The organism is Mesorhizobium sp. P2_A12, from assembly GCF_056405075.1.
Window position 1 is genome coordinate 15,350 of sequence record NZ_JBFUCU010000009.1, and the last position, 24,295, is coordinate 39,644.

Genomic DNA, 24,295 nt, shown 5'->3' on the forward strand with positions numbered 1-24,295 from the left:
CTTTGTCGATAGCTACCGCGCCATGGCCTGAAAGCGTGAGTAAAGGCTGCCAAATCCTTGCAAACTTTTCATAAGGCATAGGGGGTGCCCGCATGAGTAAAAGCTGGCAAAGAACAGCAAATCGATGCGAAGCATGACGATGCCCGATGACGATTGCCATCAAGACTCATCTCAGAAGTCCGGGGGGTGCCTTCTTCCACGGCATGCCGCGGCGACCCATCTCGAATCCTTTCTCGTACAGCGCGCGCATGTACTTGTTGTCGAATGGGCTCTTCGCTTCGACGGTGAAATCGGTCGGGATGTCTATGAAGTTGTAGTCGATGCCGTCGCGCTTGGCGATTGCATAGAGCCGATAGAGATCACCGATTCCTTGCGTCTTGATCAACGAAGACACCGCTTTTTCGGCAATATCCGGCAGGGTACCCTTGACGATGCTTGGCTCCGGCGTCGTGCGCCCGTTGCGGATTATGTAGAGCCGCGCCTTGACCCTGGTGTGGAAAGTCCGGTTGACTTCGCCCAGCGTGAGACCGGCTGGCATCAGGAAGAGCTCCATGGTTGTGCCACCATCCACATGCATCTCGTGGTACCTTTTGCCCGCAGCCGTCACCTCCACGTCGACCGGCGGAAAGATACCGGGAATGGACGTGGACGCCAGGATGACCTCCCTGAAGAGTTGCAAACGGTCTGGCCGATGGCTCGCAGCGATTGCGCCCATGTCCCAGATTACAGCCCGGTCCGCATCGAGGTTGGTGGTTCCGATGAACAGCCGCCGCCCCTTGGAGGATTCGCGGGCTACCAGGTCGAGCATGTCCTCGGTGATGTACTTGTCGAGCATCTTGGCGAGCGGCGCGTTGGTTGAAAGAGCGCCGATGGCCAATGCGCGAAGAATTGTGTGCTTGGCGTAGATTTTGGAGTCTGTGATGGTGGTGAATCCCTCCTTGATCTGCTCGTCGTAAGCTGGACCGAGGAAGGCGAATGGCGCAATCAACGCGCCGGCACTGATACCGGTCACGATGTCGAACTTGGGCCGGTTTCCGGCCTTGGTCCAGCCGGCAAGAATTCCTGCCCCGAACGCGCCGCTGCCGCCGCCACCTGAGAGCGTAAGCGCGTTGAGCTCATTCAGATTAATGGATCGGTTGGTTCTGGCCACCTTCACTCGCTGCTTGTGGAATAGGGCAAGCCGTTCGGCCGGGTAGCTTGCGTAGAGATCACCCCACACGCGGATGTCGCTCGGATATCCGCTCACCCGAGCCGTTGCCATGTCCTTCGTGGGAACGCCATCGCGCGAATGCACTGCGATGCAGGCCGTAAGCTGTGTCGCGCACAGGCAAAAGACGATGGGCCTCAGCAAAGCCTTCAGTCGGTTGAAGTCTCGCATCGCCGCGCCTCGCTAGTTTCCTCGTGCTTGGTCTCTGTTCAGGCAACGGTTTCTGCTTGATCGCGGCTCGTACCGAGTCCGGCAACAACCAGCCTCTCAACCGCTGGCGGCGGCAAAAATCTCGGTGTGGCGGGCGACGCGCTCAATCGTCGCTGGACCGTGGAGCGGCAGATCGAGCGCCTGCCAGGTCTCCACGAGCGCCGTGGCGAGTTCAGCTATGAGTTCGTCGGTGTGAAACGGTGTCGCGGTAATCCTGAGCCGCTCGGTGCCTCGGGCCACAGTTGGGTAGTTGATCGGCTGGATATAGATGCCATGCCTTTCGAGCAGGCAGTCGCTTGCCGCTTTGCAGGCTTCCGGGTCTCCCACCAGAATGGGAATAATATGCGTCTCCGACGGCATGACCGGCAGGCGGGCGGCGGCGAGGCGCTCGCGCGTGATCGCGACCTGACGCTGCTGCGCCTGGCGCTCGGCGGACGAGGCCTTGAGATGCCTGATCGAAGCGACAGCCGCGGCGGCGAGCCCCGGCGGTAATGCGGTAGTGAAGATGAAGCCGGGCGCGCAGGAGCGCACCGCATCGACCACTTCGCGCGGGCCGGCTATGTATCCGCCCAAGACCCCAAAGCCTTTTGCCAGTGTGCCTTCGATCACGTCGATGCGATCCATCACGCCGTCGCGCTCGCAGATGCCGGCGCCCCGCGCCCCATACATGCCGACTGCGTGCACCTCGTCGATATACGTCATCGCGCCGTAGGTTTCGGCCAGGTTGGCGATCGCCTCGACGGGCGCCACGTCGCCGTCCATCGAGTAGACCGACTCGAAGACGATCAGCTTTGGCCGCTCCGTTCCGGCCGTCCTCAGCAGGCTCTCGAGGTGCGCCAGGTCGTTGTGTCGCCACACCTGCTTCTGCCCACCGGCGCGGCGCACACCCTCGATCATCGAGGCATGGTTCATTTGGTCTGAAAGGATCAGACAGTTGGGCAGCAGTTTTGCGATGGTTGAAATCGAAGCCTCATTCGACACGAAGCCCGAGGTGAAGGCCAACGCCGCATCCTTTTGGTGAAGCTCAGCGAGCTCAGCTTCGAGTTCGACGAGCGGGTGGTTGGTGCCCGATATGTTGCGTGTGCCGCCGGCACCGACGCCCATGCTGTCGGCCGCATCCTTGAGCGCGGAGATGACCTTCGGATGGTGGCCCATGCCGAGATAGTCATTCGAACACCAGACGACGATTTCGCGCGAGTTACCGTTGCGGTGCATGAGGGCACGCGGGAAACGCCCGACCTGACGCTCGAGATCTGCGAAAACGCGATAGCGCCGTTCGGCCCTTAGAGCGTTGAGTGCGCTTTCGAAATGCGATTTGTAATCAAACATCCCATGCTCCCGTCGGGTTCACCGGAACTCTGTGGCTACAGCCGCCGGTTTGCTTCGAAAAGACGCTAATGCGAGCCGACTACAATGCTCAATCGCTGGCATTGGAACCGGGACATGTCGCGCTTTTGCGCCCGGCATCCACGCGATGGCACGCGACGGGTGAGTGTTCGCCGAGATCATCAGATGAACTCCGTGAAAAGACCGACACCGACCAGCACGCAGGCCCCGCCAGCGACACGGATGAGAGAACCTAAGGCCGCGCGCTGCATCAGCACCGCATGAGCAATGCCGGTGGCATGTAGTGAGACCGTGGCAAGCGCAAATCCCGCCATATATTCGATGCCGCCGACATTCTCGGCAACTTCAGTCCCGTGGGCATGGCCGTGCAGAAAGGCAAAGGCACCAATGATCGCGGCGCCGGCGGCGACAGGCAAATCGATCGCCAGCGCAACCAGGAGCCCGAGCGCAACAACCGAGGCGACAATTCCTGGCTCTACGAAGGGTACGGGCACGTGTGCCATGCCAAGAGCCCCGCCGACGAGCATTACGCCGACGAAAGTCACCGGCCAGACCCAAAGGGCGCGGCCGCCCTTGACTGCCGCCCAAAGGCCGACCGCGACCATCACCGTGATATGGTCCAGTCCCGAAACCGGGTGTGCGATGCCGGCAGCGAAAGAGGCTGTCGAGCCAACGCCAACATGGGCGAAAGCGGGTGTTGCGATGGCCGCGACCAGTGCGGCAAGCGAAAGAACTCTCTTCATGTTGTTCCCTTTCAACGGATGGGACCGTCGCAACCTTTGCGCGGTCTAAACCTCGCCTCCCCTTGAACATCGCGGATCATGACGATGTCGTGGGGGCAAATGACTAACCGTCGGCCGAGTTCTCGACCACTACGTCACTGATCTGTACGATCGGTGTCCGGTCGGTGAAGTTGCGGATGTCTCCCAAGAGCTCCTGGGCGTGTGGGCCAAACGACGATTGGTACACCTCAACCGAATCGCACATCAGGTGGCACATGGCGACATAGGCGGCCGGGGCGTCCGCCGCCTCGCCCGCCAATCCTTTGTCGATCGCGTAGTACTTCAGGGCCGCACCCATCCTGCTCTTGATCAGCGGCAGGTGCTTGTCGCGATAGTAGTCGTGATCGAACCGTACACCTGAACTGCTGGGATACATCACGCTGACTTTGACCATCGCTTCTCTCCTCGCTCTCGTTTGTCATGCAGGCACTCTGGCGTTGAACGCTTCGGCAGCTCGCTTGCATCTGGGGTTTCTTCGGCATCCGCGCCGATGATCTGCATCTGCTTGATCGCCCGGCGGGTCGGGCGGTTCGCGACGTTCACGCGCGCGAGTTCGAGGGCCCGCCGGCGGTCGTTACCGCTGCCCGCGTAGAGTTCGGCGGCGTGGTCCGCGAAAGCGAGCAGGTGCTTGCCAAGAAGCGCATCGAAGCCGAGCCGCGCGGCGGCGAGCTGGACGTCGGCCTCTTCGAATCTCTCTTGCGCGATCAGCACGTCGGCAAGACGCCACCGGACCTCCGGATCGCGGCTTGAAAGCGCCGGGAGGAGCAGCGCTTCCGCCTCACTAGTTTGGTCTTGGCTCGCATAGATCTCCGCCAGATGCACACGCGCCTTCACATAGCCCGGCAAGTAAGCGATCGCTCGCCGATACCAAAGTTCGGCAAGCTCGGTATCCGGTTCGGGCGCAAGTTCTCCCCATAGCATGCCGAGCTGAAAGCAGACCCACGCCAGTGGGAACGGCGAAACATCGCCGTACGAGAAAAACGCCTGCCGATAGACCGTGTCCGCCTCGGCGAAGCGTTCGAGGTCGGCAAGCAAGGCGCCCAGAGGAACCAGATCCTGGAGCCGACCGCTGGTCGCAGCGAGTTCGCGTCGCGCGGCGAGCACAGCATCAATCTCCACGCCACAGGCCTGATCGATCGTCAACGATTGGTGCTCGACGGCCTCGCTCGGCCCTCCCATCAACCTGGCACGCGTGAGATGGCCCCGTGCATCGGCAAAGCGATGGGCTGTCGACGCGACCTCGGCTTGAACAAGCGCTGCGCGAAACGAACCATCGACGCGTGCAAATTGTGAGGCGAGCGTCTCCAGACGGTCGAGTGCATCCAGATCGCCGAAAAATTGCGCTACCAGAAGCTCCTTCTCGACAACCGCCTCGGCAGCGCCTGGGAGGCGCGCATCTTGTGCGAAACGCGCCCATGCGCCACGGCGCTCGCTCTCCAGATTGATCGCGGCGATCTTGCCATCGGTCGCGCATGGGCAGGGACGATCAATCTCCATAATCGTGCTCATGCCGCTGACGCAAAACGGTGCTTAAGACTGTCGAGGCCAGTCCTGACCAACGTCGTCACTCTGGTCCTGACGGCGATGTCGGGTTGATTGTTGGCCAGGTACTGCACGCGCCATTCCGCGATGCAGCCGCTTCCCTTCGACCGGACTTCGATCGTGCCCTCGTAGTGCGAGGCGGCAATCCCGGCGACCAGTGCGTAGCGGTAGATCCGTTTTGGGTTATCCGCTTCTGTCAGTCGCTCGACGACTTCCCCACCATCTCGTGTTTCGATCCTGCGAAGTTGACCCAATCCATCGCCGATCAAATGGACGCTCGCGACCAGCGGATGCCAGTCGAGGTTGAACTGCCCGATCACGGCCCATACGTCGTCAGGCGCCGCGCCAAGCTCGACGGAATCCGAGACGGTCTGGATTTCTGCGTTGGGCGTCGCGAAATACGGGAACACTTTCATCCCGGGCTTGGTCGCACCGGTGGCACCCCCCAGAAGGAACTCGCGATCGTGGTTGACCAGCCAACTGAGCAGGATGTCGATTGAGTTTGCGTCGACCGTACGGCCACCTCCCGTTTGATGGGGCCGGCCGGCGATCGTGCTCTTCTCGATCTCGAGGTGGCTCTCGTCGGTGATCGGCTTGGCTACATCGAACAACAGAAAATCGTCGAGGAAGACATTCGCGTTGGCGGCGAGTTCTTCTGGCGACCAATCGGACTTGCCGTCTCGCATGTCCCAGTTGGCAAAGCTGTCCTTCAGGCGCTGCAGGAACAGCGGCTGCAGCTCCTTGGAGATCGCGAATGGCGTCTGCTGATTCCACAGATCGCGTATGTCGTCGACCCCGAACAGCGCGGGGTTGTTGAGCCGTACGTTCGTCTGCTCGGGGCGCCCGATCCAGTCGATACGTGCGGGTGGATGTCCGATGCGGCCGGGCGGCTCCGTGGGGACTGTCTCGGCGATCACACCGAACAACGAGCCTTTCTTCGGATCGAGCACGCGGCGTGTATCGAATTCGACGACCATGCAGAGCACGTTGTTGTGCTGCAACAGATTGGGAACCTTCTCAAGCGTCGCGGCGATCCAGGCGAGATAGAACGGGTCGGAGCGCAGCCCCGCGAACACGCGGAAATCGCCCTCCGGCGTTGACCGTCCCTTCTCATCGTTCACCGTGACCGGCAGCTCGCGGCCGTCGGGCAGAATGCAGACGCCACGCTGTATCACCTTGCCCGCGGCATCACGATCCAGGAGCTCGAACCGGAAGGTGAAGCGGAACTGCTCGTCTGCAGGCTGAAATTTCGCGGCAGTGCCACGACCTGTCACGCTGACCCGGCGAACAGCGATCGCATAGTCAATGACATTGGAGAAGACGGCGCTTTCACCAGCGGAGGGAAAGACGCACATCGCAAGAACGGTGCGCGCCGGATCCTTCGGACTCGTGAAGGCGAAGAGGTCGGTGATGTCGGCAGCCGGCTCGCCAATCTGCCGCGGACCATCAACATGATCGGACATCGTCTGTCTCCTCTCACAGTCCCTTCAAGCGGCAACGCGGATCAGCTTTTTGTTCACGAATTCACCGATGCCGAGATGCGACAGCTCGCGGCCATACCCGGAATTCTTTACGCCGCCGAATGGCAGCTCGGGCGCGGTCCCAGTCACCTCATTGATGAAGACCATCCCGGAATCGACGCGGCGCGCGATGCGTTTTCCACGTTCGATATCGCCGGTCATCACCGTCGCCCCGAGACCGAACGGCGAGTCATTGGCCAGTGCCACCGCCTCGTTTTCGTTCTTCACGGAAAAAACCATCGCGACCGGGGCGAAGAACTCCTGCCGGAATGCGGGATTGTCCGGCTTCACATCGACAAGGATGGTGGGCTCAAGGAAAAATCCGCGCCGATCGAGCTTCTTTCCGCCGAGCAGCACCTTCGCACCACCTTTGACGGCGGCGTCGATCTGCGTCAGCACGTTGGCAAGGGCGTTTGCCGTGCAGAGTGGTCCGAGCGACGTTTCGGAATCCATGGGATCGCCTGGCTTCAGGCCTGCAAGTCCGCTCTTGAACCCGGCAAGGAACGCGTCGGCGACCCTCTCATGCACAATGAAGCGCTTGGCCGCGATGCAGGTCTGGCCAGTGTTTTGCGCGCGGCCCCACACAGCCCATTTCACTGCTGCGTCGAGGTCGGCATCGTCCAGCACGATGAAGGGGTCGCTGCCCCCGAGCTCCATCGTGCTCTTCTTGAGCGCCTGGCCGGCCTCGGAGGCGACTGCCGAACCCGCACGTTCGCTGCCGGTCAACGCCACGCCCATGATGCGGCTATCCGCGATTATCTTGGCTGACTGTTCGTTGGTGGCGAAGACGTTGGTCCAGACGCCTTCCGGCGCGCCGGCATCGCGGAAGAGCTTCTCGAAGGCCAGTGCGCATTGCGGCACGTTCGGCGCATGTTTGCAGATGACGGTGTTGCCCAGCATGAGGTTCGGCGCAGCAACGCGGGCGAGCTGATAATACGGGTAATTCCAGGGCTCGACACAAAAGAGAACGCCGAGTGGCGCGCTCTCGATGACGGCTTCGCCTTTGCTCACGGCGATGGTTTCGGGCGCCAGGAAGGCTCCCGCGTTGTCTGCGAAGTAGTCGAGGATCGCAGCACAGATTTCAACTTCGGATTGCGCCTCCCGGAACAGCTTGCCCATCTCCAGCGAGCTGAGCTTTGCGTATTCGTCGGCGTTGTTGCGCAGGAGAGATGCCGCCTTCCTGACGACGGCCTCGCGATCCGCGAGCGATCTGCGGCTCCAGTCCTTCGCATACGTCTTCTCCGCCTTTGCTATTATCGATTCGATTTCGCCGTCGGAGTGCAGAGGGAATGCCTGAGCCAGTTCTTCTGTGTATGGATTGATCGATTGGTATTGCATGGGGACGCTCCTCCTTCCTTAGGGTCGCAGAGGTTCAGGCACCTGGTTCGCGAGCCAGTGCAAGGCGCTGATGCTCGGCATGAAGAAATACTCGCCGCCCTTGAGCACGTTGAACGTCTGGATACCGTGGATGCGGCGTCTGACAGGCTCCTTCGGAATCGTGAAGGTCGCCCCTTCCTCCTGCTGCCCGATGATCGGGTCACGCTCGTCGCCGGCGCCGATGAAGTTGCCGTCGTTGATCCACTCCTGTTGAAGGAATTCCAGCGTGGCCATCGCCTTGGCGCTGATCAACAGAAAGACGGCGCCGCGCGGGATCGTGTCAGCCGCTTGTGAGACGTCGTTGGGATCGTAGGGGGGGCCGTAGGTCGTGCCACGTCTGATGATGCGATGGATGTTGACGTCGGTCAGGCGTGTGAGTTCCGTGTCGCGAGGGTTCATGCGCCGGATATGGCTTCCGAACGGCACCTGCCGGCCATGTTTGTCGTTCGCGTAGTCGAAGTCATTGTTCTGCAGCGGGTCCGCGCCCAGCGTGGGATTGTCGACGTCCGGCGCCAGCGTCAGTGGCGCGCCGCTGCGCCAGCGTCCGACAAGCTTTGCGGCGACCAATTCCCGTTCCTCCTCGGTGCTTCCATTCGCTTGAAGGAACCGATTGAAAGCTCCAACACGCGATTGATACTTGCGAAACGCCAGATAGGTGCCGTTGCGGCCGAGTATGTCCGGCTGCGGCATGGGCAAGGGGATGCCGGCCTCACCGGGATAACCGAGAATGAATTCGCCCGCCTTGATGAGCGGCCCCTGCCCGGGCAGCGGATCGAGGCCGCTGCCTTCGATCGCTGGCTGATCGATGCCGTCCTTGTAGCCCAGCGGATTGAGGTCGCCGGGCTGGGCGCCGAAGTGCTGCATCGCGAGAACGGTGACGCCGGAAAGGCCCTCATATTGCTCGCGCGCGATGGCGAGGGCGCGCTGATGATTTTCCTCAGAGTCGCTGAACGCGCTCACACCGATATGGGCTTGGCCCAAGCGGAACGACGCCTCCCAATTTCGTGGGTCACTAATCCCAACGTCGCCGAGCTGTTGCGCCCGCGCCGACATCCCGGCGCGGAATGCCTCGGGGAAACTCTCCAGCGCGTCTTGAGGAACACCGATCGCCTGAAGGCCGGCATAGCTGATCGCTATCGACAGCCAGGTGCGGCGCGCTTGCCACCAATTGGCCGCGGAATCCACATGGGGAGTAAGCCGGCGAAGGACTTCGCGGCCGGATCGAGCATCGTCCACGTGCAAGAGTACGTGCGTGCCGAAATAGGGTGCCGGCCGTGGCCGAAGCACGGTCGCCTGGATTTCATGCAAGTCGAGCGTTGGCGCACGCGTCGAACCATTCTCGCTCGTGGTTTCCGTTGCGGACAACATGGTCGCATCCTTTTCTTGGGTCCGGGCCGATTCCGGCCCGACCGACCGCTGCGATTAGCCGACCTTGTCGAGCAGTTCCTCGACGGCGTCGCCGACCTTTTCGAGCCGTCGGGTTTCCGCCGCGGTCAGATCCGGACTGTTGACGTACCAGGCCTCGGCCGCGATCTGGTGCTTGGCGATCCAGTCCGCCGCCGCCGACGGGTTACGCATTCCTGGGAACCCCTCGAAATTGCACAGCCACAGATCCATGGCATTCGGAATCTTCGCCGCGAAGTCCTCGATGTAGGGGTCAAAATCGCCGTCATAGGCCGTCGCGAAGAGCAACTTCGCGTCGTTGTCCACGAACACGAAGCGCATGTCGTGAACCGTGCCCACCGCGTCCGCCGCCCGGAAGTTCCCTTCCAGCAACTGCAGCAGGCCTCGAAGCCGCTTCGCTCCGCCTTTCACGAACGGAAGGAGCACGGTGAGCTCCGAGACCTTGCCCTGACGGGCGCCGATACGGCCGGCGGTTTGCGCCCGCCCCGGCGCTGACAGCTCTTCCGTGAGCATGGTGAGCCCGTTCTTCAGCGCGGCTCGGCCTATTTCAGGCGCGTCGGCGTAAAGCTCGCGCAACTTCTGAAGTTTTTGCTCGACGCTCTGGTCCTGTTTCGGTTTAGTCAATGTTTGCGTTACCATATCGGCATACTCCTTCCGTGCTGTTGCCTGATGCTGCCCTGTTGGCTTCACCCAACCTTGTCGAGGAACGCCTCCACAGCCGCACCGACCTTCTCGAGCCTCCGCGTTTCCGTCACCGTCAGGTTCGGGCTCGCGACGTACCAGGCTTCAGCGGGGATTTGGCGCTCGGCAATCCAGTCTTTCACCTTCGGGCTGTGAATCCCGGGCCAGCCTTCCCAGCACGAAAAGAAAACGTCCATTTCGTTGGGGATCTTCGCTACGAAATCCTCGATGTAGACGTCCCAGTCGCCGTCGTAGGCAGTGGCGAAGAGCAGCTTTGTGTCGTTGTCCAGAAACACGAAACGCATGTCGTGGACTGTGCCAACCCGGTCCGTGTCGTCGAAGTTGCCGTTCCGCAGTTGCAGCACGGCGCGCAGTCGGGCTGCTCCGCCTGGTGCGAACGGGGCGATCACGGTCAACTCCGAGACCTTGCCCTGACGGACCCCGGTCCGACCGGCGCTTTCCATCCGCGATCGCGGCTGCGACGCCGTCGACGACAAGGCCTGGAGCGTGTTCTCCAGCGCCGTCTTCGCGAACTGCGGAGCTTCGGCGTAGAGTTGCCGCAGCTGTTGCATCCTGTCTTCGACGGTCTGGTTCTGTTTCGGTTTTGCCTGGGTTTGCGTTGCCATGTTCATATTTCCTTTCGATGGTTGGCCAGTGTTTGCGTCGCCATGGCGGTATGTTCCTTTCGGTTCCCTGCCTGCGATGGGCTTCTAGTTGACCCTCATGTGCATCCGGCGCCAATAAAGCGGGGCAAATCGTGCCAAATCGTTGCGAAGGTGCCTGCGGTTCCGCGCTCGTCGAATCAGGCGCCATCAACAGGCGGCTGGCATTTTTCATGCCCGATAGGTAGGATTTCTCCTGGGCGGAGAGACCGGGCGCACGTGATGCCGCGCTGCCGGTCAGCCGAACTCGACCTGGCCGACGCCGGAGTCTGACAGATAGTGTCGCATTCGTTGACCATCGCGTACTCAGACAGCGGCTCTCAGATTTTGTGGGAGAGCGGCGAATGCGTCTTCCGCCGTGGCTGGCGGCTAGACGATCACGGCCAGCGGCGCGAGGTGTTGATCGTCCTCGCTGCCGCGGAGCATCCGGCCCGCTCGGGCCGTGATCGCCTCATCCACGAATACGAACTCAGGGATCAGCTTGAAAGGACATGGGCGGCGCGCCCATTGGAACTCATACATGACGCCGGTCGGACCGTGCTGGTGCTGGAGGATGCAGGCGGCGAGCCGCTCGACCGGGTAATCGGCGCTCCCGTGGAGGTGGGGCGCTTCTTACGCCTGGCGGTCGGTATTGCCGTGGCCCTCGGCAAGCTCCACCAGCGCGGGCTCGTCCACAAGGACATCAAGCCGGCCAATATCCTGGTCAACGGCGCGACTGGCGACGTGCGGCTGACCGGCTTCGGCATCGCCTCACGCCTCGCGCGCGAGCGCCAGTCGCCTCACCCTCCCGAGACGATCGCCGGCACGCTCGCCTACATGGCGCCCGAACAGACCGGACGGATGAATCGGTCAATCGATTCCCGCAGCGACCTCTACGCCCTCGGAGTGGTATTCTACCAAATGCTGGTCGGCGAGCTCCCGTTCACGGCGCGCGAACCAATTGAGCTCGTCCATTGCCACGTCGCGCGCCAGCCTGTGCCACCGCATGAACGCTCGGCCCACATCCCTCGGGCTGTCTCGGCGTTGGTGATGAAGCTCTTAGCGAAAGTCTCGGAAGAGCGTTACCAGACGGCCGCCGGCGTCGAAGCGGATCTTCGCTATTGCCTGAACGAATGGCAAAAGCAGGGTGATACTCAGGACTTCCTACTCGGCACACGAGATGCGTCGGATCGCTTCTTGATCCCGGAGACGTTATATGGACGTGAGCGGGACGTCGAGCAGCTGCTGTCGGCATTCGATCGTGTGGTCGCGAGCGGACGCCCAGGGCTGATGCTCGTCTCTGGCTACTCTGGCGTCGGCAAATCTTCGGTCGTGAACGAACTGCACAAGGCGCTGCTCCCGCCACGGGGCCTGTTCGCGTCGGGCAAGTTCGATCAAAACAAGCGCGACATTCCGTACGCGACTTTCGCCCAGGCCTTCCAGCGGCTGGTCGGGATGATCTTGGTCGAGCCCGAGGCAGAGCTTGCACGCTATCGCGAGGCAATCCTGGCCGCCGTCGAACCATACGGCCAGTTCATCATCAACCTGATCCCCGAGCTCGAATTGGTGATCGGCAATCAGCCGCCGATCGCGGAGCTCGCGCCGCAAGACGCGCAGGGCGTGTTCGAGCGGGTGCTGCGGCGCTTCATCGGCGTGTTCGCTCGACCGGAGCACCCGCTGGCCCTGTTCCTCGACGACCTGCAGTGGCTCGACACGGCAACGCTGGACGTGCTGCAGCACTTGTTGTTGCAGGAAGAGGTCAACTCTCTGTTCCTCGTCGGGGCCTACCGCGACAACGAGGTAGGTCCGGAGCACCCACTCCTGCGTCGCCTGGACGCGATTCGCGAGGCCGGAGTGCCGGTCAGCGAAATCCAGCTTGCACCCCTCGCTTTGTCCGACGTGCGCGCGCTTGTCGCCGACACGCTTCACGAGAACGACGTCCTTCCTCTGGCTGAGCTCGTGCACGACAAGACGGCCGGCAATCCGCTCTTCGCGACCCAATTTCTCACCGCGCTCGCAGACGACGGCCTCATCGCCTTCGAGACCGGCACGCAGCGCTGGTTTTGGGATGGGTCGCGCATCGCGGCGCGCACCTTCACCGACAACGTCGTGGCGCTGATGATCGAAAAGATCACGCGGCTGCCCGCGCCGTGTCGCGAGGCGATGCAGGCTATGGCGTGCATCGGCAACACCGCGCGCGTGGACGCGCTGGCTGCGGCACTGGACGCGAGCGTGTCCCACGTCCACGCTGCCGTCAGTCACGCGGTCGCCGCCGGTCTGGTGGCGCTGCAGAGCGGGGCATACACCTTCCTCCACGATCGAATTCAGGAGGCCTCCTACTCACTCATCGCGGAGGCCGAGCGCCCAAGCGCACACCTCCGCGCGGGCCGGCGCCTTCTCGCCCGAACGCCGCCCGAAAAGCTCGACGAAAACGTCTTCGAGATCGTCAATCAGCTCAATCGCGGCATCCAGCTCGTCAGCGATCGCGATGAGCTCGATCGCATCGCGGAGCTTAACGCGAAGGCGGGTCAGCGTGCGAAGGCCGCGACCGCGTACGTCACAGCGCTCGCCTTCTTGCGCAACGGCACCGCCGTGCTCGGTGAAGCGGGATGGCAGCGGCGCCGTGCGCTGGCATTCACGCTCGCCTTCGAACTGGGCGAGTGTGAGTTTTTGACGGGCGATCTGGAGCAAGCCGAAGCGCGGCTTTCGGCGCTGGTCGCGCGCGCCGAAGGAGTGATCGAGCTAGCTGCCGTCGCATGCCTACGCATCATGCTGAACGTCACGCGAGCTGAGCCCGCGCGCTCGGTTGAGGTCTGCCTCGAGTACCTCGAACACGAGGGCATCCATTTCACGCCTCACCCGTCGCGCGAGGACGTCGAAAGCGAGCTCGAACGCATGTGGCGCGCGCTTGGCAGCCGCTCCATCGAAGACCTCGCGCTGCTGCCTGAGACCACGGACGCGGCCACGCTCGCCATGCTGGACGTGCTGGCTGCCGCAGCCTCCCCAGCCTGGTTCTCGGATCAGTTGCTGCCTGCGTTGCTCGCCGCGCGCATCGCCAACATATCCATCGAACACGGCAACGGCCCGGCCTCGAGCTTCGGCTACGCGATGCTGGGCATGAAGCTGGGTCCGTTCTCCGGCGATTACCGCAAGGCTTACCGCTTTGGAAAGTTGGCGCTTGATCTAGCCGAGCGCGGCGCGAACCCGCGTACTCTGGCGCGCGTGCTGTTCGGTTACACGATGTTCGTGCGGCCTTGGGCCGACAATCTCGATGGTTGCCGCGCGCTTCTGAACCGGGGGTTCGAGGCAGCAGAGCGCGCGGGAGACCTGACTTACGCAACTTATCTTCTGTGCAACGTCGAAGAGTTGATGCTGATCGACGGCTCGCCGCTCGAGGACACGGAGGCCGCCTGCAGGCGCGCCCTCGGTTACGCGCGCAAGCTCAACTTCGACTTCGCCGTGCTGGCGATTCAGACGCAATTGGGTCTGACGCGAATGCTACAGGGAGACTCGACGCTATTCGGTTCGTTCGACAGCCCCGAATTCGACCAACAAGCCTTCGAGCGCACATACGGCGAGCTACCGGCGCTCGCCCTACCCATGTGCTGGTACTGGATCCGTCGCCAGCAGGCGCAGTTTCTCGCAGGCGACCCGAAGGGCTCCGTGACTGCCGCAGAGGCCGCCGAGCCGTTGCTATGGGTCGCGGACGTGTACTTCGAGTTCGCGGAGCATCATTTTTATGGGGCTCTTGCGCGTGCCGAGTGCCTGGATAGCGCCGACGACGCCGCTCGACCGAAGTTGCGCGAAGGGCTCGAGGCGAATCTAAGGAGGTTGGCTGTGTTCGGCGAAAACTCGCCGGTCACGTTGGGCAGCCGCGCCACGCTGGCCGCGGCAGAGTTCGCGCGCGTCGACGGCCGAGAACGGGAAGCGATGGACCTTTACGAGGAGGCCATTCGCTCTGCACGCACGGCCGGCTTCGTCCACATCGAAGCTTTGAGCTTTGAGCTCGCGGCGCGCTTCTACGCCGCCCGCGGCTTCGAAACGATCGCGTCGAGTCATCGGCGCGAGGCACGCGCCGCCTACCTGAGCTGGGGCGCGCATGGCAAGGTAAGGCAGCTCGATCAACTCCATCCGTGGCTGAGACAAGATGAGCGCGCGCCGGACCAAACCGGTACGATCAATGTCCCGGTCGAACAGCTCGATCTCGCGACCGTAATAGAAATCTCCCAAGTACTCTCCGGCGAGGTAGTGCTTGAAAAGCTCATTGACAGGCTCATGCGTGCGGCGATCAAGCACGCCGGCGCTGATCGAGGCCTCCTGATCTGCCCGCGAACTTACGAGCTGATGATATACGCGGAAGCAACTGCGCATGGCGAGGATGTAGCCATTCACGTACGGGAACGTGACGGTGCGGGCAAACTGCCGGAGTCACTTATTCGGTATATCCTGCGCACGAGTGAGATCGTGGTTCTCGATGATGCATCGGCACAGAATCCGTTTTCTGCCGATCCCTACATCGTTCAGCGTCGCGCCCGTTCCATTCTATGTCTCCCAATGATCAACCAGGGAAGGTTGGTCGGCATTCTCTACTTTGAAAACAATCTGGCACCTCAGGTTTTCACGCAAGATCGCCTCACTGTTTTGAAGGTACTTGCCTCGCAAGCGGCAATCTCGCTCGAGAATATGGGACTTTATCGGGCTCTTGCAGATCGAGAAGCCAAGCTTCGGCGTCTGGTCGACGCAAACATCATCGGCATCTTCGTTGCCGACCTTGAAGGTGGGATTGTCGAGGCCAACGACGCGTTTCTGCGTATCATTGGCTACGACCGTGAGGACTTGGTCTTGGGTCGCGTACGCTGGAACGAGCTGACCCCACCGGAATGGCGCGAACGCGACATACGCACGGCGGCAGAACTGAACTCGACTGGAACAGTTCAACCATTCGAGAAGGAATATATTCGACAGGACGGCAGCCGTGTCCCCGTGCTCATTGGCGCCGCGCTGTTCAAAGAGGGAGGAAGCGAGTGCGTTGCGTTCGTGCTCGACCTCACCGAGCGGAAGCGCGCCGAAGGCGCGCTAAAGCAAAGTGAGGGGCGCTATCAGAATCTCTTCCAAGCGATGGCGGTGTCGTTCTTCGAACTGGATTACACCAGCAGCAGGCAAATATTGCGCGCGTTGAGAGATGCGGGAGTCCACGATTTCAGGGTCCACTTCAAGGAAAATCCACATCTGATCCGTGAGATCATGCGCGTGACGCGTGTCATCGATGTCAATGATCAGACGGTTTCGTTGTTCGGGAGAGGAAACAAGGAGGAGTTGCTGACGAGCGTCGGGGCGTTCTGGCCGGAAGAAAGCCTCGATGACTATGTGGAATCGGTCCTAGCTACCATTGAGGGCAACGATGAGTTCTCGACCGAGACACGCGTGCGCAGGCTCGATGGCACGATCTTCGATGCGCGGTTCACACTGCGATATGCAACTGAAGACAAGACCAAGGGCCTTGCCGGCGTCATTGACATTACCGAGCGCAGGCGAGCGGAAGAGGCGTTGCGCGAAAGCGAGCGGAATTTGCGCGCAGCAATTGACGGGATACCAGGTTTCGTTGCGATCTTGGCCCCGAATGGTGAGACTGAGGCCGTCAATCGCCAAATCCTTGAGTATTACGGCCAATCAGTCGAAGAGTTGAGGAGCTGGGGCACAAGCGGTGTCATACATCCCGAGGATCTCCCGTACGTCAAAGAAATTATGGCGAGATCGATCGCCTCAGGAGCACCTTTTGAATTCGAACATCGCGCTCGTCGTTTCGATGGGGAATTTCGGTGGTTGTTTGCCCGCGGCGTTCCATTCCGCGATGGCTCCGGGCGTGTCACGCGCTGGTATTGTCTACTGACGGATATAGAGGAACTAAAGCGTGCCGAAGGGGCGCTGAAGGAGAGCGAAGCGAAGTTCCGGGCAGCCATTGACGGGATAGCCGGACTAGTAGCGATCATGGCGCCGAGCGGCGAACTCGAATCCGCCAACCGCCCAATCATCGAGTATTTTGGCCGGTCTCTCGAAGTGCTGAAGGACTGGGGTACAGGCGATGCAGTCCATCCTGAAGACCTTGCCCGTGTCCTTGAATCTTTTAGGACGTCATTCGCCGCCGGCACTCCCTTCCATCAAGAACTACGCCTGCGACGCTTTGACGGCGAATATCGGTGGTTTGAAAATCGCGGGGCCCCAATTCGCGACGAGTCCGGGCGTATCACGCGCTGGTACTGTCTGCTGACGGACATCGAAGATCGCATACAGGCGCTAGCGCGATTGCAGCAGATGCAATCGGATTTCGCCCATATCAATCGCGTGAGCACGATGGGAGAATTGGCTGCCTCGCTGTCTCACGAAATCCTGCATCCCATTGCTACGGCGCGCAACAATGCCCGTGCAGGGATGCGATTTCTGGAATTGGACCCGCCGAATCTGGATGAAGCCATGCAAGCGCTCGGCTGTGTCGTCAGGGATGCCGACAGGGCGAGAGATATCGTCGGCCGCATGCGTGACCAGATCAAGAAAGCACCTCCGCGGAGGGAGCGTTTTGAGCTTGGTAAGGCGGTCGACGAGGCGATTGCCATGGTGCGTGGCGTGATCGCCCGGAGCAAAATTGCACTCAGCACCAACCGGATGGATGGGCTGGTTGCTGTTGAGGGAGATCGTGTTCAACTGCAACAAGTCGTAGTGAACCTGATCCTGAACGCGGTTGATGCAATGAGCTCGGACGAGAAAGGACCGAGAGAACTATCGATCAGCATCGAGGAGAGTCAGGCGGACGGCGGCGTCCTCGTCCAAGTCCGGGATTCGGGCCCCGGCATTGCTCCGGCGATGATCGAGCGAGTGTTCGAGCCCTTCTACACTACAAAGACGAGCGGAGTTGGAATGGGGCTGTCGATCTGCCGGTCTATCGTCAGTGCCCATGGGGGCCGGCTGTGGGCGGCGGCGAACGCTCCTCGCGGTGCCGTATTTCAGTTTACGCTGCCGCCCTCGGGAGAGAACTCATGAACCTCCCGCAGCCGGCTTACCGCTTACAGCCAGGCGAAGGCATCGTTCGAGATCTTCGTCATCCACCGGTTTGCTAAGGTAAGAAACCGCCCCATCTTTCAGGACCCGATCTCGGTCGGTCTCGTCGGGGTAGGCAGTTACGAGGATTGTTGGGGTCTTGTACCCCATCTTGACCAGGTAACCGTAGAGCTCAATGCCAGTCATTGCAGGCATGTTGATGTCGGCAACAAGGCACGCAGTTTCTGAGACGGCGCGCGATGCCAAGAAATCGGCAGCTGACGGAAATTCTTCTACGGCGTAGCCCAGCAACATAATCAGTTTTCGCATCGATTCGCGGAAGGGCTGGTCGTCGTCGACGATCGATATCAATGCGCGGTTTGACATTGCGGCTTCCAGGTACTTTTCCCTTGCTCACCGTGTCGACGCCGGATCACTCACTCGCATACCCGGAATGTCTGCTGTAGTTTCTCACAAAGCAATGCCGCCGCGTCTAAGCGATGGCTTAGGCGCTTCGCCTATTTGCCGAGGCAACAAGCGCTGTTCACACGAGCGGATAATTCGTAGGGTGAAGCCGTGCAGTGGGAAGCAAGCGCTCTTTCGCTCAAGGTCCGGGATGAGTGACGCAAAATCCAGTGTCTCGGTTATTGACGATGATGGTGAATTTCGCGACTCGGTTGTGCGTCTGTTGCGAACGATCGGGCTCGAGACCCGCCAATTTTCGTCTGTTTCCGAATTTCTCAAGGCCGATCTGGCGGATGGCCCAACGTGCCTGGTGCTTGACGTGAGATTGCCGGGGGGGCAGAGCGGCCTCGAGCTTCAGCGTGAGCTGAACGCCGCGAAACGGCAAGTCCCGATCATCTTCATGACAGCACACGCGGACGTGCCCATGAGCGTGCAGGCGATGAAGGGCGGTGCCATAGAGTTTCTCACCAAGCCGTTCCGTGATCAGGATCTTCTTGATGCTGTCGAGGCTGGTCTCGCCCGCGATGGTGTCCGTCTGGAACGCGATAAGGCCTTGCGTGCGCTCAGAGAGCGTTTCGACACCCTCAGTTCCCGCGAACGCGAAGTCATGGTCCGGGTCGCCGCAGGCCGGGTAAACAAACAAATCGCCAACGATATCGGTATCGCAGAATCCACCGTGAAGGTGCATCGCACCCATCTAATGCGGAAGATGAAGGCACGCTCACTTCCCGAGCTCAGCCGAATGGCAGATATGCTCAAGGCGGTGCCGGAAGAGTTCCAACGCTTCTGACCTTCTGGCGACGAATGCCGGACCCGGAGCATGGACGCGCGGTCGGCGTTTCGCTCTAAGCGATAGCTTAGCTCCGCCAACCACAAGCGAAAGCCGCTCTCCCTACGGGCAATAGAGCGCGGCGGCTGAAATCGCCAGACTGCGTCATAAGGTGATCTTTGGGGCTAGCCCTTCGGAGCGAATGCGAGGTTGCAATGGACACGTCACGATCGATGACAGCGTTTGAACGCTTGCCCTTGCGCAAAACGGCAGCGTTGACGCAGTTCCCCCACGAGCCGCGACTCGGCGTATGGCCCGCGGCCGAAGTTCTGGACGCGGACAACTTCCCCTTTGCGGGGCGAGCCCGGCCGGTTGCTATCGCGCCGCCCGACGTTTCATTTGGCCCGTTCCGCTGCCTCCCCTCGCAGTTCCTCCTGCTGGAAGGCGACAAGCAGGTCCCCCTTGGTAGTCGCGCCCTGGAGATTCTGATTGTTCTTCTGGAGCGCCCCGGCGAGTTGATCACAAAGCAAGAGTTGATGGCTCGCGTTTGGCCCAACGTCTTTGTCGAGCCTGCGAATCTCACCGTCCATATTTCTGCATTACGTCGCACGCTGCGGGACGGACAAAACGGAAATCGGTTCATCATCAATATTCCAGGGCGGGGCTACAGCTTCGTCGCCTCGGTCGGATACAACACCAAAACTGAGCGCGAGGCGCCGTCCCGCGGCACGCAGTGACCGCTGTCGTTGCACTCCACAGCCCAGCAGGACTCAGCAGGACTATTGTCGACATGTCACTCCCTTCAGCTGACGAGAAGAGCGTTGCCGCCGAGACGGCCGAAAGATCAACGGCACCTGTCTTGAAGGCAGAAGTCGCCGGCCCCCCTCAGGCCGGCGTGCAACCGGAGTCTATGAGGCGGTCAGACGTGAGCCCGGCACCGGTGCCGACGGTCCCTCGGTCCGAAGAGCCAGTGGTGGCGCCTCCTGTCGTCAAGATAGCGTCGAAATCTTCCAAGACTGCCGCCATTGTGGTCGCGCTTAGCGTAGCCGGCATCGTCGGCCTTTCGCTTTGGTACCTGGCACAGCCTCAGCCGCTTCTCGTGCAGGGCGAGGCAGACGCGACCCGCATCGACATTGCCGCGCGCGTCGACGGCCGTGTGGAGCAGCGGCCGGTATCGCGAGCCGACAACGTCGTCGCAAGACAGGTGCTCCTTACGATCGAGAATCCGGAGTTGATGATGAAGCTCCAGGAGGCCGAGGCGGCGAAAATGGTTGCCGCGGCCGATCTGGCGCGGATTGAGGTGGGAACAAGGACCGAGGTGATTGCAGAGCGCAAGGCGGCTGTAGCCGCGGCCCAGGCGAGCCTGACGCTCGGGCAGCAGACTTACGACCGGGTGAAACAGATCACCCAGGGCGGTTACGAATCCGTGGCCAGGCTCGACGAGGCGACGGCGTCGCTGGACGTTGCAACGCGCACGCTGGAGCAGGCCAAGCTCGCCTATGACGCGGCAGTGGCCGGCTACACGCCGGAGGAGCGCGGAGTCGCGCAAGCCGCGGTGGCAAAAGCGGACGCGGCGATCTCCACGCTGCAGGCCGAAGTGGCGGAGATGACCGTCAAGGCGCCGATTGGCGGGCAGGTCTACCAGATCAGCGCGGAACTCGGCGAGTACGTCTCGCCGGGCATTCCGCTGCTGTCGCTCGTTGACTTGAGCGACGTCTGGTTGCGCTTCGACCTGCGTGAGGACCTGGTCAAGGGATTGAAGGTCGGCGACCGCTTCAGCGTTAGGGTTCCCGCGCTCGGCGACAGGCCGGTCACCGTTGAGGTCCGCACGATCGCGACCCGCGGCGAGTATGCCGGCTGGCGGGCGACCCGTGCTACCGGCGACTTCGATCTCAGGACCTTCGAGGTCCGCGCTTATCCGGTCGACAGGATCCCCGATCTTAGGCCGGGCATGAGCGCCTATGCGGACTGGGCTGCGGTGCACTGATGGCTAACGCGCGCCCCGGCGTCGTCGACGTAGCCGTCCGCGAGGTCATCTGGATCTGGCGCGACAAGGTGGCGTTACTGCTTGTCCTTGGCATTCCGTTGATTGCCTTTGCGCTACTGGCCGCCACTTTCAGCAATGCGGTGATCCGCAACCTCAGGGTCGACATTGTCGACCAGGACCGCTCGAAGACGTCGGAGACATTCATTCAGGCAATTGGCTCGGCGCCAGGTGTGACGGTGGCGGAGCGCTCGTCGGATCTCAACAGCGCCATGCACGCGATCCGCTCGGGTAAGGCCATTGCGGCAGTTTACATCCCTGAGAACCTGGAGCGCGACGTAATCGACGGGCGACGGCCGCAGCTTGTCATCTTCTTCAACAAACAGTTTTTCACGCCGGGCAATGTCGCTTCGAGCGGGTTGCAGGCAGCCATTTCCGCAGCCGTGGCCGACCTGCCGCCCGCGGCCAGGCGTCCCGGCTTCACCCCCGGCCCGCTGGTGGTGGAACAATATCTGCTCAGCAATCCCGCCTTGAACTACGCTCAGTTTCTGCTCAGGTCGATCCTGCCGACCGTGCTGCACATCGTAATCGCGATCGCCGGGGGCTATGCCGTCGGATCCGAGTTCGGCTCGCGCAGCGTGCGCGAGTGGCTAGCCACGGCGGACGGCAGTCCGCTCACCGCGCTGGTCGGCAAGCTCGCGCCCTATCTAGGCATTTTCCTTGTCATGATGGTCGTCGGTCTCGGCATTATCCACGGCTTCTTCGAGATACCTTTCCGTGGCGACCCCGGCATGATGGGAGCCGCCGCCTGTCTCCTGATCGTCGGATATCTGGCGCTGGGCGCGCTCCTGCAGCTCCTCGTGAAGAACCTTGCCTTCGGCCTCACGCTGACTGGCATTATTTGCTCGCCAGCATTCGGTTTTGCCGGCGTCGGCTTTCCAGTGCTGGCCATGAACGGCTTTTCGCGCGGATGGGGCACGATGCTGCCGCTGCGCTGGTACATCCAGGTCCTGTTCGACCAGGCCGCACGAGGCGTGCCTGTGCGCGACTCGGTGGAGCCCTTCATCATGCTCGCCGGTTTGGCGATCCTCTACTTCGGCCTCTCCTGGGTGCGGCTGTACGCCCTGTCGCGCGGCCCGATCCCTGAGCCCGTGCAAGCGCCTTCGATGAGAACACCCGCCGGGCGCGGCATATCAGGAGCATTTGCCGACGAGTATAAACGCGTGCTGGGCAACAGGGCCGCTTTCGGGTTGATCGTGCTGGCACCGATCATCTACGGCGTCTTCTACCCTCAGCCCTACGTGGGACAGCTTGTCAAGGATGTGCCTGTCGCGGTTGTCGACGACGACAATTCCGACGTCAGCCGCACGATCATACAGGCGCTCGATGCGGACGAGGCGACAGAAGTCGCTCTGCGGCCGACCACACTCGAGGAAGCGCAAGCCGCATTGGCGCGGCGCGAGGTGTTCGGCATACTGGGTATACCGGCCGGCACCGAGCGCGAAGTGTTGAAAGGCGACCGAGCAGGCCTGCCCGCGTTCGTCGATTCGACCTACTTCCTGCTCTACAACCGGACATTCCAAGGCATTCAGGAGGCGGTCGGCGCCGTCCGGGCAGACCTCGCTGCACGCAGCGCGCGACCGGAGGGCAGCCTCTACCGTGCCGCGCTGGCGCAAATCTCGCCGGTCGAGGTATTGGCGCAGCCACTGTTCAATCCGACAGGAGGCTACGGGAGCTACGTCGTTCCGGCGGCGTTTCTGCTCATCCTGCAGCAAACACTGCTGATGGGCGCGGCAACAATCGGCGGGGCGGCCTTTCGGGATGGTGGCGCGCAAGCGCGCCGCCAAAGGCGCGCGCCCGCCGCCGTGCTTGGCCACAGCCTTGCCCACCTGCTGCTGGCGTTGCCGGGCTTTGCACTCTTCCTTGTCGTGCTGCCACGCTTCTACGGCTTCTCGGCGAGCGACAAGGTCCTCGATCTGCTTGTCCTTACCATTCCTTTCATCCTGTCGGTCAGCTTTCTCGGCCAGTTCATCGGCACCTGGTTCAAGCGGCCGGAGAACGCGGTGCTGATCCTGATAGCCGTCAGCCTGCCGATTTTCTTCCTGGTCGGGGTGGCATGGCCGCTAGAGGCCATTCCGCCGTTGCTCAGGTCGGCCAGCGCTGTTTTGCCGAGCACCCCGGGCATTGACGGTCTGGTGCGCGTAAACCAGATGGGTGCGGCTCTCGGCGACGTGTCGCACGACTGGATGCGCCTTTGGATCCTCACCGGAGTCTACGCGCTGCTGACAATCGTCGCAGCGCTGATCGTCACAATGTGGAGAGCGTCGCATGCCGACTGATACCAAAGGCCGGTCGATCATGGTGGCGTATGCCACGGCGGCGATCTCGTCGCTGCTGTCGTCCGGCGCGCTCAGCCAGGAGGGCATGCAGCAGTCACTGGTGCGAGGCATGGTGCGCCAGACCGAAATCCGCATCGCCCCAGACAGTACCGGGCGACTGGCCGCAATCGCCGCCAAGCCGGGCGACCACGTCCATCGCGGCGATCTGCTCGCGACGCTCGACAATCCGGAGCTGGCCGCATCGGTCGGTGAGGCCAAATCGGCGGCGGCAAGCGCCAAGGCGGAGCGCGACAGGGTCTATTCCGGCGTGCGGAAGGAGGAGGTCGATATCGCCAACCAGGCCGTTCAAACGGCAGGGGCCAATCTGGTGCTCGCGAAACAGCAATACGAACGCGCCGAGAAACTTGCTGGCAAGGACTTTGCGAGCAAACAGCAGCTCGACGAAAGCACGGCTTCGCTTGCCAAGACGCAGGCCGATCTCGAGTTGAAGCGCGCACAGGCGGCCGAGGCGAGTGCTGGACCAACAGCCGAGGAGCGGGCGGTCGCCGACGCCAAGGTTGCACTGGCCGAAGCGACGGTCGCTGAGCTTCAGGCGAAGCTGGAGAAGACGGTGCTCACTGCCCCGCTCGACGGGAAAGTTGGCATCCGCGTCGCCGAGCCCGGCGAGATCATCGGCCCGGGAAAGCCGGTGATGACACTGGAAGCAGACGGTCAAATCTGGTTTGCCTTCACTTTGCGCGAGGACGCTCTTCACGGTTTGACCACTGGTATGACCTTAGCGCTGTCTGTTCAGGATGGCCAAAAAATAGATGCCCGGGTGACGGAGCTGCGTCCCCTGGGCGAGTTCGCAACCTGGCGCGCCGCCCGTGCCGTCGGCGATCACGACCTGAATGCCTTTCGCGTCCGGCTCGAGCCGACCGGCGGAACTGACAGTCTCGAAGCCGGAATGACAGTTTGGCTGGCTGAACAGCGGTAGGTACCAAAGGAGTCGAGGT

At 61.8% G+C, this 24,295-nt stretch carries 17 protein-coding genes; 6 read left to right on the forward strand and 11 right to left on the reverse strand.

What is annotated here, in order from left to right:
• Positions 1-166 precede the first annotated feature (166 nt).
• The 10 genes from AC1DZU_RS19645 to AC1DZU_RS19690 form a co-directional block, all read right to left on the reverse strand.
• Positions 167-1,378, reverse strand: a complete 1,212-nt coding sequence (locus tag AC1DZU_RS19645; RefSeq protein WP_477287456.1) for a patatin-like phospholipase family protein — start codon at positions 1,376-1,378, stop codon at positions 167-169.
• Between the two features lie 96 nt (positions 1,379-1,474).
• Complete coding sequence (gene hemA, locus AC1DZU_RS19650) at positions 1,475-2,746, reverse strand: 5-aminolevulinate synthase (RefSeq protein WP_477287458.1); 1,272 nt, start codon at positions 2,744-2,746, stop codon at positions 1,475-1,477.
• A 179-nt stretch (positions 2,747-2,925) separates the two neighbouring features.
• Positions 2,926-3,507: a HupE/UreJ family protein gene (locus AC1DZU_RS19655; RefSeq protein ID WP_477287460.1), complete on the reverse strand. Its 582-nt coding sequence runs from the start codon at positions 3,505-3,507 to the stop codon at positions 2,926-2,928.
• Between the two features lie 103 nt (positions 3,508-3,610).
• Positions 3,611-3,940 carry an EthD family reductase gene (locus AC1DZU_RS19660; protein ID WP_477287462.1) on the reverse strand — a complete coding sequence of 110 codons (330 nt, stop codon included), beginning with the start codon at positions 3,938-3,940 and terminating at the stop codon, positions 3,611-3,613.
• Positions 3,922-5,055 carry a YfgM family protein gene (locus tag AC1DZU_RS19665; protein WP_477287464.1) on the reverse strand — a complete coding sequence of 378 codons (1,134 nt, stop codon included), beginning with the start codon at positions 5,053-5,055 and terminating at the stop codon, positions 3,922-3,924. Before AC1DZU_RS19665 ends, AC1DZU_RS19660 begins: the two co-directional genes overlap by 19 nt.
• Positions 5,052-6,551: a DUF4331 family protein gene (locus AC1DZU_RS19670; protein WP_477287466.1), complete on the reverse strand. Its 1,500-nt coding sequence runs from the start codon at positions 6,549-6,551 to the stop codon at positions 5,052-5,054. Before AC1DZU_RS19670 ends, AC1DZU_RS19665 begins: the two co-directional genes overlap by 4 nt.
• 24 nt (positions 6,552-6,575) lie before the next feature.
• Positions 6,576-7,946, reverse strand: coding sequence for an NAD-dependent succinate-semialdehyde dehydrogenase (locus AC1DZU_RS19675; protein WP_477287468.1), 1,371 nt, complete (start codon positions 7,944-7,946; stop codon positions 6,576-6,578).
• A gap of 18 nt (positions 7,947-7,964) precedes the next feature.
• Positions 7,965-9,293, reverse strand: coding sequence for a Dyp-type peroxidase (locus AC1DZU_RS19680; RefSeq protein ID WP_477287470.1), 1,329 nt, complete (start codon positions 9,291-9,293; stop codon positions 7,965-7,967).
• Between the two features lie 114 nt (positions 9,294-9,407).
• The gene (locus AC1DZU_RS19685) at positions 9,408-10,028 is read right to left on the reverse strand and encodes a hypothetical protein (RefSeq protein ID WP_477287472.1); all 621 of its coding nucleotides are present in this window, start codon (positions 10,026-10,028) and stop codon (positions 9,408-9,410) included.
• A gap of 47 nt (positions 10,029-10,075) precedes the next feature.
• Entirely contained in the window at positions 10,076-10,696 is a 621-nt protein-coding gene (locus AC1DZU_RS19690; protein WP_477287474.1) for a hypothetical protein, read from the reverse strand.
• A gap of 315 nt (positions 10,697-11,011) precedes the next feature.
• Here AC1DZU_RS19690 and AC1DZU_RS19695 point away from each other — a divergent pair, with 315 nt between their 5' ends.
• Positions 11,012-17,746 carry a PAS domain S-box protein gene (locus AC1DZU_RS19695; protein WP_477287476.1) on the forward strand — a complete coding sequence of 2,245 codons (6,735 nt, stop codon included), beginning with the start codon at positions 11,012-11,014 and terminating at the stop codon, positions 17,744-17,746.
• Here AC1DZU_RS19695 and AC1DZU_RS19700 read toward each other — a convergent pair.
• On the reverse strand, positions 17,741-18,130 hold the full coding sequence (locus AC1DZU_RS19700; protein WP_477287478.1) for a response regulator transcription factor: 390 nt from the start codon (positions 18,128-18,130) through the stop codon (positions 17,741-17,743). The two genes, AC1DZU_RS19695 and AC1DZU_RS19700, sit on opposite strands and share 6 nt — an antisense overlap.
• Positions 18,131-18,359: 229 nt before the next feature.
• Here AC1DZU_RS19700 and AC1DZU_RS19705 point away from each other — a divergent pair, with 229 nt between their 5' ends.
• The 5 genes from AC1DZU_RS19705 to AC1DZU_RS19725 all read left to right on the forward strand — a co-directional run bounded on the left by AC1DZU_RS19705 (position 18,360) and on the right by AC1DZU_RS19725 (position 24,276).
• The gene (locus tag AC1DZU_RS19705) at positions 18,360-18,998 is read left to right on the forward strand and encodes a response regulator transcription factor (protein WP_477287480.1); all 639 of its coding nucleotides are present in this window, start codon (positions 18,360-18,362) and stop codon (positions 18,996-18,998) included.
• 194 nt (positions 18,999-19,192) lie between these two features.
• Complete coding sequence (locus tag AC1DZU_RS19710) at positions 19,193-19,714, forward strand: winged helix-turn-helix domain-containing protein (RefSeq protein WP_477287482.1); 522 nt, start codon at positions 19,193-19,195, stop codon at positions 19,712-19,714.
• 188 nt (positions 19,715-19,902) lie between these two features.
• The gene (locus AC1DZU_RS19715) at positions 19,903-20,964 is read left to right on the forward strand and encodes an HlyD family secretion protein (RefSeq protein WP_477287484.1); all 1,062 of its coding nucleotides are present in this window, start codon (positions 19,903-19,905) and stop codon (positions 20,962-20,964) included.
• Positions 20,964-23,300 carry an ABC transporter permease gene (locus AC1DZU_RS19720; protein WP_477287485.1) on the forward strand — a complete coding sequence of 779 codons (2,337 nt, stop codon included), beginning with the start codon at positions 20,964-20,966 and terminating at the stop codon, positions 23,298-23,300. The genes AC1DZU_RS19715 and AC1DZU_RS19720 overlap by 1 nt, the downstream gene beginning before the upstream one ends.
• Positions 23,290-24,276 carry an HlyD family secretion protein gene (locus AC1DZU_RS19725; protein ID WP_477287486.1) on the forward strand — a complete coding sequence of 329 codons (987 nt, stop codon included), beginning with the start codon at positions 23,290-23,292 and terminating at the stop codon, positions 24,274-24,276. Before AC1DZU_RS19720 ends, AC1DZU_RS19725 begins: the two co-directional genes overlap by 11 nt.
• Positions 24,277-24,295: the final 19 nt, after the last annotated feature.